This is a genomic window from Spiroplasma kunkelii CR2-3x (genome assembly GCF_001274875.1).
Taxonomy (GTDB): domain Bacteria; phylum Bacillota_I; class Bacilli_A; order Mycoplasmatales; family Mycoplasmataceae; genus Spiroplasma; species Spiroplasma kunkelii.
On the sequence record NZ_CP010899.1, the window covers coordinates 444,244 to 459,914 of the forward strand.

Annotated in this window: 23 protein-coding genes, 6 tRNA genes and 1 pseudogene; 15 read left to right on the forward strand and 15 right to left on the reverse strand. The window is 24.8% G+C overall.

All coding sequences use genetic code 4. The features are described from left to right. Positions 1-121 precede the first annotated feature (121 nt). Positions 122-250 (reverse strand): hypothetical protein, encoded by a 129-nt coding sequence (locus SKUN_RS11225; RefSeq protein ID WP_268794863.1) that lies wholly within the window; start codon positions 248-250, stop codon positions 122-124. 145 nt (positions 251-395) lie between these two features. Continuing rightward, positions 396-753: pseudogene (locus SKUN_RS11590) on the reverse strand (hypothetical protein); the annotation flags it as partial. Between the two features lie 894 nt (positions 754-1,647). On the opposite strand from SKUN_RS11590, the gene SKUN_RS02390 reads away from it, so the two are divergent. Then, positions 1,648-2,292, forward strand: coding sequence for a pentapeptide repeat-containing protein (locus SKUN_RS02390; protein ID WP_053390701.1), 645 nt, complete (start codon positions 1,648-1,650; stop codon positions 2,290-2,292). Here SKUN_RS02390 and SKUN_RS02395 read toward each other — a convergent pair. From SKUN_RS02395 to SKUN_RS08245, 9 genes are read right to left on the reverse strand one after another with little or no spacing between them, the layout of a single operon-like run. Further along, complete coding sequence (locus SKUN_RS02395) at positions 2,280-3,431, reverse strand: hypothetical protein (RefSeq protein ID WP_053390702.1); 1,152 nt, start codon at positions 3,429-3,431, stop codon at positions 2,280-2,282. The two genes, SKUN_RS02390 and SKUN_RS02395, sit on opposite strands and share 13 nt — an antisense overlap. A gap of 17 nt (positions 3,432-3,448) precedes the next feature. After that, positions 3,449-3,907: a hypothetical protein gene (locus tag SKUN_RS02400; protein ID WP_053390703.1), complete on the reverse strand. Its 459-nt coding sequence runs from the start codon at positions 3,905-3,907 to the stop codon at positions 3,449-3,451. Positions 3,908-3,919: 12 nt separating this feature from the next. After that, a complete protein-coding gene (locus SKUN_RS02405) occupies positions 3,920-4,318 on the reverse strand; it encodes a hypothetical protein (protein ID WP_053390704.1) in 399 nt (132 codons plus the stop codon). Next, positions 4,299-4,790, reverse strand: coding sequence for a hypothetical protein (locus SKUN_RS02410; RefSeq protein ID WP_053390705.1), 492 nt, complete (start codon positions 4,788-4,790; stop codon positions 4,299-4,301). Before SKUN_RS02410 ends, SKUN_RS02405 begins: the two co-directional genes overlap by 20 nt. Next, positions 4,745-5,029: a hypothetical protein gene (locus SKUN_RS02415; RefSeq protein WP_053390706.1), complete on the reverse strand. Its 285-nt coding sequence runs from the start codon at positions 5,027-5,029 to the stop codon at positions 4,745-4,747. The genes SKUN_RS02410 and SKUN_RS02415 overlap by 46 nt, the downstream gene beginning before the upstream one ends. A gap of 1 nt (position 5,030) precedes the next feature. Then, on the reverse strand, positions 5,031-5,165 hold the full coding sequence (locus SKUN_RS11230) for a hypothetical protein (protein WP_268794864.1): 135 nt from the start codon (positions 5,163-5,165) through the stop codon (positions 5,031-5,033). Continuing rightward, a complete protein-coding gene (locus SKUN_RS02420; RefSeq protein WP_053390707.1) occupies positions 5,149-5,442 on the reverse strand; it encodes a hypothetical protein in 294 nt (97 codons plus the stop codon). The genes SKUN_RS11230 and SKUN_RS02420 overlap by 17 nt, the downstream gene beginning before the upstream one ends. Continuing rightward, entirely contained in the window at positions 5,442-5,888 is a 447-nt protein-coding gene (locus tag SKUN_RS02425) for a pentapeptide repeat-containing protein (RefSeq protein WP_053390708.1), read from the reverse strand. Before SKUN_RS02425 ends, SKUN_RS02420 begins: the two co-directional genes overlap by 1 nt. An 11-nt stretch (positions 5,889-5,899) precedes the next feature. Continuing rightward, complete coding sequence (locus SKUN_RS08245; RefSeq protein WP_200903012.1) at positions 5,900-6,019, reverse strand: pentapeptide repeat-containing protein; 120 nt, start codon at positions 6,017-6,019, stop codon at positions 5,900-5,902. Between the two features lie 408 nt (positions 6,020-6,427). Here SKUN_RS08245 and SKUN_RS02430 point away from each other — a divergent pair, with 408 nt between their 5' ends. From SKUN_RS02430 to SKUN_RS02450, 5 genes are all read left to right on the forward strand, one after another. Further along, on the forward strand, positions 6,428-6,652 hold the full coding sequence (locus tag SKUN_RS02430) for a hypothetical protein (protein WP_053390709.1): 225 nt from the start codon (positions 6,428-6,430) through the stop codon (positions 6,650-6,652). A gap of 4 nt (positions 6,653-6,656) precedes the next feature. After that, positions 6,657-7,763: a hypothetical protein gene (locus tag SKUN_RS02435; RefSeq protein WP_053390710.1), complete on the forward strand. Its 1,107-nt coding sequence runs from the start codon at positions 6,657-6,659 to the stop codon at positions 7,761-7,763. 146 nt (positions 7,764-7,909) lie between these two features. Next, positions 7,910-8,266 (forward strand): hypothetical protein, encoded by a 357-nt coding sequence (locus SKUN_RS02440; protein WP_053390711.1) that lies wholly within the window; start codon positions 7,910-7,912, stop codon positions 8,264-8,266. A gap of 12 nt (positions 8,267-8,278) precedes the next feature. Then, on the forward strand, positions 8,279-8,536 hold the full coding sequence (locus SKUN_RS02445; protein WP_053390712.1) for a hypothetical protein: 258 nt from the start codon (positions 8,279-8,281) through the stop codon (positions 8,534-8,536). Then, positions 8,478-9,200 carry a DDE-type integrase/transposase/recombinase gene (locus SKUN_RS02450; protein WP_235511306.1) on the forward strand — a complete coding sequence of 241 codons (723 nt, stop codon included), beginning with the start codon at positions 8,478-8,480 and terminating at the stop codon, positions 9,198-9,200. Before SKUN_RS02445 ends, SKUN_RS02450 begins: the two co-directional genes overlap by 59 nt. 400 nt (positions 9,201-9,600) lie before the next feature. Here SKUN_RS02450 and pnuC read toward each other — a convergent pair whose 3' ends face one another. Further along, positions 9,601-10,521 carry a nicotinamide riboside transporter PnuC gene (gene pnuC, locus SKUN_RS02455; RefSeq protein ID WP_053390713.1) on the reverse strand — a complete coding sequence of 307 codons (921 nt, stop codon included), beginning with the start codon at positions 10,519-10,521 and terminating at the stop codon, positions 9,601-9,603. Positions 10,522-10,704: 183 nt separating this feature from the next. Between pnuC and SKUN_RS02460 the strand changes: the two genes are divergently transcribed. The 6 genes from SKUN_RS02460 (at position 10,705) to SKUN_RS02485 (ending at position 11,245) form a co-directional block, all read left to right on the forward strand. Further along, a tRNA-Asn gene (locus tag SKUN_RS02460) sits at positions 10,705-10,780 on the forward strand. A 33-nt stretch (positions 10,781-10,813) separates the two neighbouring features. Then, positions 10,814-10,889: transfer RNA gene (locus SKUN_RS02465), tRNA-Glu, on the forward strand. 4 nt (positions 10,890-10,893) lie between these two features. After that, positions 10,894-10,969 (forward strand) — tRNA-Val (locus tag SKUN_RS02470). Between the two features lie 14 nt (positions 10,970-10,983). After that, positions 10,984-11,059, forward strand: a tRNA-Thr gene (locus SKUN_RS02475). Positions 11,060-11,067: 8 nt separating this feature from the next. Further along, positions 11,068-11,143, forward strand: a tRNA-Lys gene (locus SKUN_RS02480). Between the two features lie 17 nt (positions 11,144-11,160). After that, positions 11,161-11,245, forward strand: a tRNA-Leu gene (locus tag SKUN_RS02485). A gap of 566 nt (positions 11,246-11,811) precedes the next feature. Here SKUN_RS02485 and SKUN_RS02490 read toward each other — a convergent pair. Continuing rightward, positions 11,812-12,330 (reverse strand): DDE-type integrase/transposase/recombinase, encoded by a 519-nt coding sequence (locus SKUN_RS02490; protein ID WP_200903013.1) that lies wholly within the window; start codon positions 12,328-12,330, stop codon positions 11,812-11,814. Between the two features lie 145 nt (positions 12,331-12,475). Beyond that, a complete protein-coding gene (locus SKUN_RS02495; RefSeq protein WP_053390714.1) occupies positions 12,476-12,733 on the reverse strand; it encodes a hypothetical protein in 258 nt (85 codons plus the stop codon). A gap of 222 nt (positions 12,734-12,955) precedes the next feature. On the opposite strand from SKUN_RS02495, the gene SKUN_RS02500 reads away from it, so the two are divergent. The 3 genes from SKUN_RS02500 to SKUN_RS02510 are packed head-to-tail and all read left to right on the forward strand — an operon-like array spanning position 12,956 to position 15,042. Next, on the forward strand, positions 12,956-13,525 hold the full coding sequence (locus SKUN_RS02500) for a hypothetical protein (protein WP_053390715.1): 570 nt from the start codon (positions 12,956-12,958) through the stop codon (positions 13,523-13,525). Between the two features lie 12 nt (positions 13,526-13,537). Further along, positions 13,538-14,296 carry a hypothetical protein gene (locus tag SKUN_RS02505; protein WP_053390716.1) on the forward strand — a complete coding sequence of 253 codons (759 nt, stop codon included), beginning with the start codon at positions 13,538-13,540 and terminating at the stop codon, positions 14,294-14,296. Positions 14,297-14,310: 14 nt separating this feature from the next. Then, positions 14,311-15,042, forward strand: a complete 732-nt coding sequence (locus tag SKUN_RS02510; protein ID WP_053390717.1) for a hypothetical protein — start codon at positions 14,311-14,313, stop codon at positions 15,040-15,042. 111 nt (positions 15,043-15,153) lie between these two features. On the opposite strand, the gene SKUN_RS02515 is transcribed toward SKUN_RS02510, so the two are convergent. Continuing rightward, positions 15,154-15,351 (reverse strand): hypothetical protein, encoded by a 198-nt coding sequence (locus SKUN_RS02515; protein ID WP_053390718.1) that lies wholly within the window; start codon positions 15,349-15,351, stop codon positions 15,154-15,156. Between the last annotated feature and the right edge of the window lie 320 nt (positions 15,352-15,671).

Here is a 15,671-nt window from a genome sequence, read left to right on the forward strand (position 1 = left end):
TTTGCTATATTCATTAAGGGCATTACTAATACGGTTATGAATAAATTCTGTACTATGATTAATAACACGCATAATTTGGTAAATTAACTATTCATGTTGTTGCAGTTTAATTTGTTTTGTATTAAAAGTTTTTAAATTTTTTAATAATGTATACAACCAATCTTTTTGTATCAGAAATTTTTTCAACATTTTTAATTAAAGTTACTTCAGCCATTAACTGATTGTAATATTCTGTAAAGTTAATACTCACAAGTATTCCTTCCCCATTCTGTGATATTAATAAAAACCAATAATTTTATCTTTGGAATTCTGTAAATGCAAGCAGTAATTTTTGCCTCTTTTTATTTTTAATAATAACATCATTTTTAACAAGAGACAGAATTTACTGCTTGCATTTACAGAATTAATTTTAAATTCTTTTTGAGAATATCAATATCAAATAACTCCAATCGTTCTTTAACACTCAATTTTGCTATTTCCGACCAATAATATTCTTTTTTATTAACAATTTCATCATTTTTTAAATCACGCACAAATTTTAATCATTGACTATCATACCCTCACGTTGAGCAGTAAACAACGCACGATTACCAAAATGTCTAGCTAAAACAATTCATGGTATTTTACCAATATGAACTTTTTCTCATCGTGAGGACTAGTTCCATCAATATACAAATAACTTTCATCAAATAAAATAACACCATCTTCGGGTGGGGCTGGTTTTGTTCGATCTGTAAAATCTAAATTTTTAAAATAGTAAATATAATAATTTAATTTTTCTATTTAATAAATTTATTTTTTACATCAAATCACTTATAAAACTAGTGTATCACAGTTAAAATATATGATAAATAATAAATACCAAAATCCTTTAACCATAAGATGGAGAAATAAATTATATGTTTAAAAAAAGATGATAGTCGGAAAAAAGCTTAGGTTTTATAAAAATTATAAATAAAGTAATTAAATACAAATTAAAGTAATCGCTTATTAGAGCGATTTTTTTTAATTGCATTATTCATCAGATAGTATCTTTAAAATTAAAAATTAACCTATTTTCTCCATTAATTAGTTAATTTTTATAATTTCCTTTCTGTGATTTATTATATTTTTTTGGTTTAACAGCTAATAATATCATTTTTAATAAAGGTACTATCTGATGAATAATGCAATACTAAAACTTAATATTTTGATGCTTAAAGATGAATAACTCATCTATGACACGAAGCCTTAAAGAAAGTGTGAAAGCGATTGGATTTACCCATATTTATTTTTTTAATTCTCGGCGGGGTTAGTCGCCCGCGAAATGTCAGAGCGTGTGTTTTTGCTTGTTTCATAAAAAGAGTGCTGTTAAACCGAAAAAAACAATATCGGACACTAAAAAACAAGAGGGAGGAGCTCCAAAAGGTTATTTTCTTTATATAAAGTTGTGTAGGGATGGATGAAGTGTAATTAATAACTGGGTAAATTGTTTGTTTATTTCCGTGGGGGGTTAAACTCTATAAAAATATTCTACCGCCCCCGCTCACCCACAAAGTGAAGCGGGCGGCGAAGTAAGTAAATAATAAAATAAATTATCTACTAAATATCAAAATATTAACCAATAAAGGAATATTATGTTTTTTTTACAGAAAGGAAAAAAATTAAATGAAAACATTAAAAGATATGATTAAAGATTTAACAGGAGTTACTGTTGAAAAAGAAAAATTAAATCAATATTTAGAAAGTGAAAGATTAGATTTAGAAGGTGCTAATTTAAAAGAAGCTAATTTATGAGATGCTAATTTAGAAGGTGCTTATTTAACTGGTGCTAATTTAAGCGGTGCTAATTTAAAAGATGCTAATTTAATTGGTGCTAATTTAAAAGATGCTTATTTAACTGGTGCTAATTTAAAAGATGCTGATTTATTTTATGCTAATTTAAGCGGTGCTAATTTACACCGTGCTAATTTAAAAGATGCTAATTTAAAAGATGCTAATTTAGAAGGTGCTTATTTAACTGGTGCTAATTTAAAAGATGCTAATTTAGAGGATGCTAATTTAGAGGATGCTAATTTAAAAGGTGCTAATTTATATGGTGCTAATTTAAAAGATGCTGATTTATTTTATGCTAATTTAAGCGGTGCTAATTTAGAAGATGCTTGTTTACAAGGTGCTTATTTACAAGGTGCTAATTTACATGGTGCTTATTTACATGGTGCTAATTTAAAATATGCTAATTTACATGGTGCTAATTTATATGGTGCTAATTTAAAAGGTGCTAATTTAGAAGATGCTACTTACTTTGAATAAATTAAGTTAACTGTCCCACTATATTTATTTGGATTTCCAGTTGCTAATGCGCCAGTAGATGTAATATTAGTGAATGTTGCATCCCCAGTTTGATAATTAGGATTTTTTACTTTAATAGCAGCTTCTAATTCTGCTGTTGTTGGTGTATTGCCTGCCATTGTTATTTGACCTAAATTAGGTTGTGTAATAACTGTTGATAAGGGTTGTAAATAATTATGTTTAATAATTGCTTTGGGTTCAACTACTGCTCCACCTAAATATAAAACTCTTTCCATAATTAAAGTATTACCCATTCCAGTACCTAATGCTGCTGCACCTACTCTTAACGGGGTATGGTCTTTTTTACGCAAAATTAATGGGTCATATTTTTTGCTAAATTTAAAGGCGATTGCATTAACACCATTTGGTAATAGGCTAATTGTTCCTTCTGAACCATCTTCATTAATAATTGGTAATTTTTTAGGAACCATATAGTATGTTGTTCCTTCAACGGTTTTCATTGCTCCACTTGTTGAAATTACACTATTAATTTGGTCATTTGCTCCAAGTTGTAACTGTAATTTATTACGAATTCCACGGATAAAATCTGCTGAACCCAAGACAACTGTTTCTGATGGAGTAAAACCATTTTCATATATTTTATCCATAATTTCATCATGGATTTGTAAAGCATTTGTATCATCTGCTTTATTTCCTTTAATAGTTGTAACTTCTCCTTTATTAATAATTTCTAAAATTTTATTACGTTTATAAGCAACTTCAGTATCCATTGCTTGTTCAATATCAGCAGCTCAAAGATTAGGGTTAAAATCACCCTCTACAGGGTCTAATTTACGAGCAAAAGTTAAAATTGTATCTAATACAACAGTTCCATCCTCAAATTCTACTGCTGAATATTTTAACAAATTATCATCTGTATTGAATACTTGCCCATCTTTTCCTAAACCTTGTTTATATTTAATATTTTTCTTTATTTTATATTGTAAACCAAATTTATTTTTATCTAGTCAAGCAAATAATGCTTCTCAGCTTAATTTTTGTTGATAAGTTTTTAAGTATCATTGTTCAAATGTTTCTTTATCATTAACTGTTGCTTGGTTTACAATATCACCAAAAATTCTTTGTGGATTTTGTGCCATAATTTTATTCCTTCTTTCTATTTATTAAATACATTGTCTGTATCTAAAATATTGTTTTGTTTTTCTTTTGTTTTTGGTACTCCACCAGTATTAACTGTTTGTACCTTAATTAATTCATCATAAACACTTTGCAATTGTGTTTTGATAACTTCAATATCATCAGTAATGTCATAAGATTTTAATAAAACATTCTTAAATTCTTCATTATCAGTTAAAAAATTAATAAAATCAATTATTTCAATTTGTTTTAATTGAATTGTTTGTTGTTCAATTTGTGAAGTTAATTCATTATTTTTTGTTTGTAATTCGGTAATTTGTTGATTACTATTTTCTAAATTACTTGCATTAAATTCTTCAACTTCATCAGTATTTTCTAAAATAATTTCAGCAGTTTTAATATCTAAGCTGCCATCTTCATTTTTAATTGGTTCATTATCTTCATTGATAAGAAAATATTTTACATTTTTTAATGCCATTGATTTTTCCTCCTATTTTTTAATATTTGTATTTGTTCTTTTTCTAATAGCTTTTTGTATAATTTCAAAACTATCTACCCTAAAAGATAAAAAATAGCGTTTAGTTTTTATATTTAACTGATTAAAAACTGAGCCTTTAATTTTTATTTCATCATCTTTTTTTAATTTCAAAAAATCATTTAAAATCAATGGATTATATATTGATAATGTTGAATAATTTAATCCCTCTCATTGACATTTAGCAGAGCAAGCATCAACTTCAACACCCCCCGCAACCAGTGCCTTAATTTTAGTTTTAATCGGATTTTCATGTAATCTAACAGTTAATTCTAATTTATTAACTTTTTTATTTTTTAATTTAGGTTTATTAGTTATTGTTTTTTTATGTAAATTACTTTTTGTTTGTGCCATTTTTATTAACTCCTTTTGCTAAAAAATATTGTAAATGTTTTCAAGCATCTAATTCATGCTCCGTCATTTTAATATTTCCTTTATAAATATAATTTTTCTTAACAACTGGCGATTGTAAAACATAATTTAAGTTAAATAAATATTTACATAAAACTTTTAAACCACCAATAAATTTAGGAGTAGATAATGGGTTTTTTATTTTTAAACCTTTATGAAGTTGGTAATCTTCAATTATTAAAATAACTTTGCTTAAATAAGAACAAATTTTATTTTTAAACTCATTTAATATTAAATAGATATTATTTATTGCTTCTTCTTCAGAATTAGAATTAAAAGTAATATTATTAATTATTTTCTTTTTCAAAACATTATAAATAATAATACCAGTTTGCCCAATTCCAGCGGGGTCAATTGCAATAATATATTTTAATTTATTTGATTTATTTTTTTCTCAAATTGTAATATTTTTCACCCATCGGAAGCTAAATCTAAAATATCGTTAATTTTGTAATGTTCCATATAAGAAGCAATTAAATTTCATTTATCTTCAAATAAATTTAAATACATTTTGGCTCATTCTAAACATTGCAAATCATAATGTTTTTTATGATGTGAAATACGGCAATTAGTGGGTTTATAATTAACTCAGTCAAACGATGTTGTTATTTCATCTCAAGTTTTATTAATATACAAACTTTTATATTCTGTCATTTTATCTATACTCCTTAATTATTTTGCGTAAACCTAATGTTCAGTGTTCATCAGTAATTTTATTTTGTGAAACTGGATAACCTCTAAGCATCAATTCATTTAATTTATTAATAATTTTTTTATTTAACTTTTTCATATTCCACATCCTTATTAGGTAATTTTTTATATAAAGATTTATCTTTTATAATAAAAGTATCTTCTCTTCGACCATTTACATATTGACAATATTCATCAAAATCTTCTTTATATAATTGTTGTTGTTTTAATTCAGCAAGTTCATTTTCGTAATATAACATTTTATTTCTAATTTCATATAATTTAAATAATTTATCATCTACATTTGTTTGATGCTTAGAACAAATAAAATCTATAATATCTTGTATTTGTTCTATTTCTTTAACTGTTTTTGTCATTATTTATCCTCCTCAATAATAGTTAATTGGTTTAATTGTTTTTTGGTGATTTTAATACCACATAAATAAGCATCTTCTAAATTAGCACCTTTTAAATTAGCACCATATAAATTAGCACCATGTAAATTAGCATATTTTAAATTAGCACCATGTAAATAAGCACCATGTAAATTAGCACCTTGTAAATAAGCACCTTGTAAACAAGCATCTTCTAAATTAGCACCGCTTAAATTAGCATAAAATAAATCAGCATCTTTTAAATTAGCACCATGTAAATAAGCACCATATAAATCAGCATCTTTTAAATTAGCACAATATAAATCAGCACCAATTAAATTAGCACCTTTTAATTCAGCAAGTTCTTTTTTAAGTGTTTCATTTTCTGCTTTAAGTGCTTCATTTTCTTCTTGTAATTTATCAAATTTAATTGATTCTGTTATAGTCATTATTAATCCTCCTAAATAATATCTAATTGGTATAATTGTTCTTCTGTGATTTCGATACCATATAAATTAGCACCACATAAATTAGCATCTTCTAAACAAGCACCAGTTAAATTAGCGCCATAGATATTCACGATAAAATTACAAGTGTTGATAGTTTAACAGATGATGAAATAATTAAAGGAATTACTGTACCACAAAAAGTAGCAAGTGAAGATTTAAGACCATTATTAAATGCAAAAGTTTTAAAAGCTGTTAAAGCAGTTGATGCAAGTTTAACAACTAATGATTTTGATTGATGGCCTTTATATTATCAAGGTTCACCAGATACTTATGATATTACATCAACAGATATTAATATTGATATTTATATTGCTGGTAAAAATAAAGCAACTGGCGTTTCACAAGTTGAATATTATAAAGTACAAAAAGTAAATAAAATTAGTATTAAACGATTTAGTAAAGATAATATTGGGTCTTTAACAACACCTTGATATAGTGATGTTCCTGATTTAACTAAAAAATCAGTTGTAATTGATGAAATGAATACAGGAATTATTAAAGCAATTCAAAAAATTAATTCTGGTTTAAGAACATCAGATTATAATGTTAATATTTTAGATTATTCATATCAAATCTTTAATGATAGAGATGAAGGTGATTTTAGTAAAGATGTTGAAGTGCCATATACTTTAAGTGGTACAAATTGATTAACCGAAGAAACAACTGGAAAGAAAATTACAGTTCCTGCTGCTACTAGAAAATAAATAAATGCCAATAGGAACAAGCAAAACTGCTCTGATTTATGCAGTTAAAACACCAACTAGATTATCAATTCAACAACAACAAAAAAATTTTAGTTTACAATTATTAGAATTTTTAGGAATACAAGTTTTAGCACTTGGTTTATCTGTTTTAACTGGTGGTGTTGCTTCAGCTGTTGGTCTTGGTGCTGGATTATCTAATTTTGCTGCCACACTTATCTCGTTTGGAGTAGAAACAGCAACCGATTTTGCTGTAAATCAAATATACGATAGTTTAACTTCAGAAGTTACAGCAAAAAGTACTACGCTAAATTTATTACCAGCAATTGGTGGTGTTAATAAATTAACACGTGCTGCTAGAATAACAAAAGTTTTAAAATTAGCAAAAGAAACTAAATTACTTGAAAAATTAGGAATAATAACTGCTAAAAATTTAGAAGATGTTGTTAAACAAGTAACAGGTAAAAAGATTTTATTTAATAAATTAATATTTGATTTTACTAAACAAGCAAATAATGAGACTTTATTATACACAATTGGTAAATTAGCACGTAATGATTTTTCTAAGGGTTTTAAAATTTCTAATTTAGAAAAAATTAACAATCTATTAAAAATTGAAAAAAACTTACAAAAAATAAGCCCAAAGTTGGTACAAAAAGCACCACGATTAAATAAAAAATATAAAGGATATGTTGATAAATGGTTGTTTGAATATGGTTTAAATTTTGAACAAATAACAAAAATTAGTACCGATGAATGATATAAAATTATGACTGATTTGCATAAAAAAGGCATTGCTAAAAAATTATTATTAAATGTTAATTTAATGCGAGCAAATAGAATATATAAAAATAAATTAGTTAATTTTATCCACAAAACTCCAATCAAATTAAATAAAATATTAGAAAAATTAGAAAAAATAAACCCAAATTTTTATATTCAAAAAGCAACGAAAAAATTATTAGCACCAATTGAAAAAAGAATAATTAATATTAAACAAAAAGTAATTAATAAAATTAGTGAGCAAAGAGCAAAAATATTATCTAAATTTGAAACCAAAGCAATTAATAAAGGACAGTTGCTGCCGTTTGCTTATGGTTCTGATGTTTTTTAGCAGTTAAAATTGTTCCAATAAGTGTTGCGGGTGAAGTTGCTTTAACAATATATTATAAAAGTCCTAAATATTTTCCAATTGTTGTTACTACAACTTTAATCAAAGCAGAACAGTTCATCTTATCAAAAGAACCATTTAAATTTTATATGAATAGTGAATGATTTATTGGTTGAGGATTTAAAAAAACAAGTTTATTTAATTTAGTTTCTTTTGCCCCCGCTGCTTATCGCCAAGTAGTAAGAGATAGTTTTAAAACATTTCGGATAATTGCTAAATTTTTAAAATTAAAAGAGCAAATAAAAAATAATTGGAGTAAAAATGAAATGTTAAAAACTGTTGAAGATAGTGTTGCAGCAAGTTTATTGGGTAGTGGATTACTTTTTAAAACATATAAACAATTTAGAAAAAATAAAAATTTAAGTAAAACAATTAAGTCAAAAACATTATTAAATAGTAGAAAATTAATAACAAAAAAAATATATTCTAAAAAAAGAAAATGATAAGGGGATGATTAAATGTTAAATGAATTATGAGAAGGTGTTACTTTAGAAAACTATAATAATTTTAATCCAATGACAGGTAAAATTACCCAAGTTCCGATTCGTTATAATAAATTTTTTAAAAATGATGTAGAATTGTGATTTAAAACTTTTGCATTAAGAGCACAAAATATGATTAATTCATATTTAAATTATCCTTTTTCAAAATTAAAGTTTGAAACATTTAAAGACCCACTATTGAAAAAAATATGTAGTATACCACAGACATTTTAAAGATTACAATAAAATAACAAAAATAATAAAAACATTTTTTCGTTGACTTAAAAAATATGAAAGATGATTAAAAATAAAAAATAAAATTAAAGAAATTAAAAAACAACATCCAAGACATGAAGTTAAAGAAATAGGTTTATTACAGATGGACGCTAAATATTTTGTACCAAGTAAATTTCCAGTTGATAAAAAGTATTATGTTTATGATTTTATTGATGAAAAAACAAGATTAGCATTAGGATATGTTTATGATAAATTAAGTATTGATAATGCTATTGCTGCTGTTAAAAAAGCAATTAGCGATTTTAAAAATATACTTTATGTTAAAATAACACGGATTAGAACTGATAACGGTTCTGAATTTATTAATAATTATCGGAATAATCAAAAAAATAATGTTAAAGAAACTAATTTTACTCAATTTTTAACAGATAAAAATATTTTTCATCAGACAACACCCGTTCGCTCTCCACAGTCGAACGGTAAGATTGAAAGATTTAATCAAAATTATACTAAATTATTTGTATTTGAAGAAAAAATATTAAATGCAGTTAGTTTACAGAATAAATTAAATGATTATTATTATTTTTATAATTTTGAAAGAGTTCATAAGTCTTTAAATTTTCAGACACCATTTAACTTTTTGAATAGTTTAATTAAATAATTTTAAATTATTAAGTTTTTGTATTTAAACTAATTTTTAGTTTGTTTAATTTTATATTTTTTTTATTCATTTTATGATATTTTTATATTATAAATAAATATTTTTATTATTTTTGTTATTTTCTTGTAATATTTAAAATGTATGTTGTGTACTACACTTATGCCTTTATTTGTTTAATTACTAAAAAAGCTAAAACAGTTTCCATTCCAATTTATATTTTAGATCTTTGTTTTATTGATTATTTTATAGTTTTTGCTTTTGTCCAAACTAATTAAAAACAAAATAAGATAAATAATGATTTAATATATAAAGATTATTCTAATTAATTTTCTATAAATAACAATGTTTTATAATTTTATTATGGCTAATAAAGCAAGAAAATATTAATAAATCAGTAGCATTATTCTGATTTTATTTTATTTAAATAACCACCTCAAATTAAAAAGCCAATGATGCTATTTGCAATAAAAAAACTTGTTTGAATTAACATATTAATATTAATTGTTATTGGATAATTAGCACCAATACTATTAACTCCTGCAAACATTGCAAATTGTAAAATATTTGAAATTAACCATAAAATTCATTGTTCTTTTAGTCGTAAAAACATTAAAATTGCAGCAATAATTGCGATGCTATTGATTGTACTGTCAAAAATATGAACAATAGGTTGGTTTAAATAAGCATAATCTGATTTTAATAATGCATAATGAAAAGCTGGAATTTCATAATATCAAGCAATAGCAAGAATAGCACAAATACCTAAAGAAATTGGTAAAATTATTCATCATTTTGAATTTCGAATGTTTAATAAGGAATCTTGTTCAAAAATAAAAGTTTTTTGTCATGTATATCAACCAATAAATTGAAATGGTAAATAAAAAAATAAATTTAATTGAGCATAACCAGTATAACCAAAACTAAATGAAAAAAGACCAAATGTAGTTACACTAATTAATCCTCAAAAATAATTGCTCATTTTACCAAAACTAATTAAAACAACATTTAAAATACTTGTAAAACTGACTAAACCACTTAATGAATAAAGTGTAGCGTTAATTCATTTAGGAATATTTCCTAAATAAGGTTTGGGAGTATTTAAGTTATTAACAATACTAAAAAAAGAAGGATTATGGTTAGCATCAATAAAATGATTAAAATCAAAAAAAGATAAAAAAGTAACAATAATCCCAATGCAAATTAAAAGAATTTTAAAAGTTTTTGGTAACTCTTTAATATCTTTACCAATTGTTTTGATTCCTAAAAAGTTAATTGGTTTTGTAATAATAAATCATTTTTGCTGTTCAGTAGTAATTTTCATTGTTATCTTCCTTTCATTATTTATCAAGTCTATAACTATATCTTAACAAAAAATAATATGTTTTATTCTTTTAAATGATATATTTTTGAAGATATAATTCATAAAAAATAAAAAAATCCTAAAAATAGTTGCTTGTTTTTTCATTTTTAGTATATAATCAATAAGGTTAAAAAGATATGCCATGCCTAGTTAGCTCAGTTGGTAGAGCAATCGGCTGTTAACCGATCGGTCGCAGGTTCGAGTCCTGCACTAGGCGCCATTATTTTTTTGAAAATTTTTATTGATATTTACCGGCCTGTTGGTGAAGCGGTTAACACACATGCCTTTCACGCATGCATTCACGGGTTCAAACCCCGTACAGGTCACCATTTTCGGGTGTTAGCTCAGTTGGGAGAGCGCCTGCCTTACAAGCAGGTGGTCAGCGGTTCAAGTCCGTTACACCCGACCATTTTTAATTAATAAGCTGGCTTAGCTCAATAGGTAGAGCAACTGACTTGTAATCAGTAGGTTGGGAGTTCAATTCTTCTAGCCAGCACCATTGCCTGTCTCCTGTTAGCTCAGTCGGTAGAGCAACTGGCTTTTAACCAGTGGGTCAAAGGTTCAAGTCCTTTACAGGAGACCATTTTTAAAATAGAGTAACCGGGTGTGGCGGAATTGGCAGACGCACCAGACTTAGGATCTGGCGGGGTAACTCGTGGGGGTTCAAGTCCCTTCACCCGGACCATAAAATTAAAAAAAAAATTAGCACTTTCAGAGTTTTTTTATTTGTAAAATTATGAATATAAATACAATACTTAAAAAATAATTTAGATCATTATTTTAATTTAAATACATATAACAATTATAGCCTTTTGAACAATTAATATTTTATTAAATAATAATAATTTTAACGAAAGAGAATATCTAAAAATGAAAAAAATAGTGAATTTATTAAGCGGTATTAGTTTAATAAATTAGTTTAATAAGAAGTAGTTGACCAATAGTCAATGCTAATAGTAGTTATAATCCATAAGTACAAATATTAAACCGAAGTAAACGGCAAGAAAATTTTAAAGTATTAAATGAATAAATTAAAAATTGAATCTTAGGTGAGTTAGTTGATAATTTGCCAGAAACAATTTTAAAAAAAATATGTATTATACCACATACATTTTAAAGATTACAAGAAAATAACAAAAATAATAAAAATATTTATTTATAATATAAAAATATCATAAAATAAATAAATAAAAAATATAAAATTAAACAAACTAAAAATTAGTTTAAATACAAAAACTTAATAATTTAAAATTATTTAATTAAACTATTCAAAAAATTAAATGGTGTCTTAAAATTTAAAGACTTATGAACTCTTTCAAAATTATAAAAATAATAATATTCATTTAATTTATTCTGTAAACTAACTGCATTTAATATTTTTTCTTCAAATACAAATAATTTAGTATAATTTTGATGAAATCTTTCAATCTTGCCGTTTGACTGTGGAGAACGAACGGGTGTTGTCTGATGAAAAATATTTTTATCTTTTAAAAATTGAGTAAAATTAGTTTCTTTAACATTATTTTTTTGATTATTCCGATAATTATTAATAAATTCAGAACCGTTATCAGTTCTAATTCGTGTTATTTTAACATAAAGTATATTTTTAAAATCGCTAATTGCTTTTTTAACAGCAGCAATAGCATTATCAATACTTAATACATCATAAACATATCCTAATGCTAATCTTGTTTTTTCATCAATAAAATCATAAACATAATACTTTTTATCAAATGGAAATTTACTTGGTACAAAATATTTATCGTCCATCTTTAATAAACCTATTTCTTTAACTTCATATCTTGGATGTTGTTTTTTAATTTATTTAATTTTATTTTTTATTTTTAATCATCTTTCATATTTTTTAAGTCAACGAAAAAATGTTTTTATTATTTTTGTTATTTTATTGTAATCTTTAAAATGTCTGTGGTATACTACATATTATTTTTAATAATGGGTCTTTAAATGTTTCAAACTTTAATTTTGTAAAAGGATAATTTAAATATGAATTAATAATATTTTTTGCTATTAATGTAAAAGTTTTAAATCACAATTCTACATCATTTTTAAAAAATTTATTATAACGAACTGGAACTTGGGTAATTTTACCTGTCATTGGATTAAAATTATTATAGTTTTCTAAAGTAACACCATTTCATAATTCATTTAACATTTAAACATCTCCTTATCATTTTCATTTTTTAGAATATAGTTTATAACTTCAAGATTAATGATTATTTTCTGGTGGCATTTTAATCGTTTAATCTTGCTTTTTTATGTATAGTCGGTACCTAAAAATTTATTCTAAGCTTTTATTAAGAAAGATAGTATTTTTAAAAGAAAATGCTATAATCATTCTAAACAAGGGAAAAATTATTAAATTAGGTGATTATTTATGGAGAAAGCAACACAAGATTTTCAAAAAAATGATGTTCGGTTAACAAGAATGTATTTTACTACACCAATGGAAGTTATTGCTAGAATTATGATTTTAATTGGACAAGCGGTTATGCTAGGAGTAATTATTATTGTATCAGCTTCTTTAGCAATGATTGCAACTAGTAAATTACCAATTCCTGCCGTTTTTAATAATTTTGGTTTAGCTTATGGTGTTTTTCGTGGTCTTACCATTTTTATTGCTCTGTTTGGGATTATCTTTTCTTTAATATTTGTAGTTCCAACATTAATTGTTCATAATATTAACCTTTTAAAGGTAACTGGAATTATTTTTAATACAGTCGGATGCATCTTTGTTTTACTAATGTTAGTATTAAGCATTATTGCATATCTTTATATTCCTGTTCGGCTAAATTTACCAGGGATAATTATGGCTGGACTTTGTATGTTAATGTTATTTTGAGGCAGTTTTTTATTATGATTCTCAGCAATTCGTCAGCAGAAACGAATTAACCTTGCTATTGCTGAAAGTTTAGATTTTAGTTCTAAATTAAATATAATTAAATAGGAAGGTGATTTAATGAAAAAAACAGAAAATAGTAAAACAATAAATCAAGAACAATCAGCAAAAGTAGTAAAAAAAATGCAGTTTGTTGTTGATGATTGTCCGCAAGTTTTAAAAAAATTAGATAAAACTGTTATTGATCACACCGTAAAATCATTAGGGAAATATGAATTAAATCGAAAGCAACAAATTCGCCCATTACCTTACCAATACAACATTGAAGCAAGTAAGTATTATTTTTCTACTAAAAGTGAAACAATAGCGAGAACTTTAATTGTCTTTTCACAATTATTGTTAATTGTAGTTGCTCTAATATATATTCCAACGTTAGGGCAGGTAGGAGCACAATTTATTATTTCTTTATTATCCAAATTTAAAACTCCATTTACTGATCAAATTGTAGCAATTGGTCAACCAATTGTAATTGGAATAATTATTTTATTAGCTATTTTATGGGTTACAACATTCTTTTTTATAACAATTCCAATTTTAATTACTAAAACATTAAAAACTGTTAATATTTGAATAATTATTGTTAGTATTGTTGGTAATATTAATTGCTTTTCAATTCTTGGATTAGCTATTTTACAATTTATTTATGCTAAAAATTCAGTTGCTGGATTAAATATTAACCCATTTGTTTTACCTTCAATTGCGATTGTTGCTTTTTGTTGTTTTATATTGGGGTGATTATTTTTAAAAAGTGATTGTAAAAAATATCAAACAAAATTAGAAAATGAAATATCAAACCAAATTAGAGCACTAAGAGAGTAAGGAGAAAAACTATTATGTTAACAAAAATTAGTTCAAAACGAGATGAATTAGCACTCCAATGAAATACAGGAATTGAAGTTGCAGCACGTTTATTAGTTATTAGTTTTTCAATTTTAGGAACTTCTATGGGTTATTTTATTAGTGCTGGTTGTGCAATGGCTTATAATAATATTAAAAATTTAACAGGTGTTATTTCCCATCGAACTTATGAATTACATTATATTATTGCTGGTATTGTTGCTCTAATTTGTGCTTGTTTTTTCTTTTGTTTTATTGGTTTTCCATATGTAAAATTAAAAAAAGCAGCTAGTTTTAAAAGTTGAATTATTATTTCAAGTATTTTTGCAATAATATATTATACAACATGTTTTACCTTAGCAGTAATTTTTATGAATATGTTTAACACTATGAATAATTATTTTATTGTGGGTTTTACTTTAATTATTATTTGTTTTTTAGTAATTTTTTTATCATATTTTTTATTATGACGTGAAGTAAAAAAACAATGAATTTTACGAAAAAAATTTGAGTATTTAGCAGATGAAGAACAAATGAAACAAGTAGAAACAAAATTAGCAACTTTAGAATTACGACGTCAGCGCCTTGTTGAATTAGAAATGATTAAGTATAATAAAGAAAAGTATAGTTTAAATCATTTAAAGGAAAAAAATAAAAATATTTATGTACAAAAACCTGTTTTAGAAGAGCAAGAACAAGAAGCTTTAAAATCATCTAAACAAGAATAATATAAAATAAATATTAGAGGAGACTGTATTAATGAATAAAGAAGATAGCAATAATAATGTGGTGAAATTAACAACTCAACCAGTTCGTTGAAAAATTTCTCGGAAAGCAATTTAAATCTTTTTGCTATTATTGCAATAATATCAATTACTGCTGGGTTCTAATTGATAAGTTTGTAATCAATGTTCTTCACATAATATAATTTCTTTTTTATAACCTAAATTTCACTCTAATTTATCACCAATTTTTTCAATATAATTATTTCCAAAATAAGCATTTTTATTATTACAATTAATTCTTTGACATTTCATAGATTTTTTAATCCTAATTTTGTTTACCTAATGCTCAATGTTCATCTGTAATTTCATCTGCTGAAAGTGTATATTTAACTAATCTATTTTCAATTTCTTCTTCATTTTCTTTATTACATGTAAAACAATAACCTCAATATCTTTTTTAAACAAATTTTCTTTTTCATAATAATTTTTAAATTCTCCTTTTTACAATTAACTACAAAGTACTAAAATGTTCTACATTTTGTAGTTACTTGTAGTATTAAGTAACTCCTCATCAAGTCCCCACTAGTAGATTAATTAAGAAATCCTTGCCCAGTTCTTAAAAGTTATTTAAC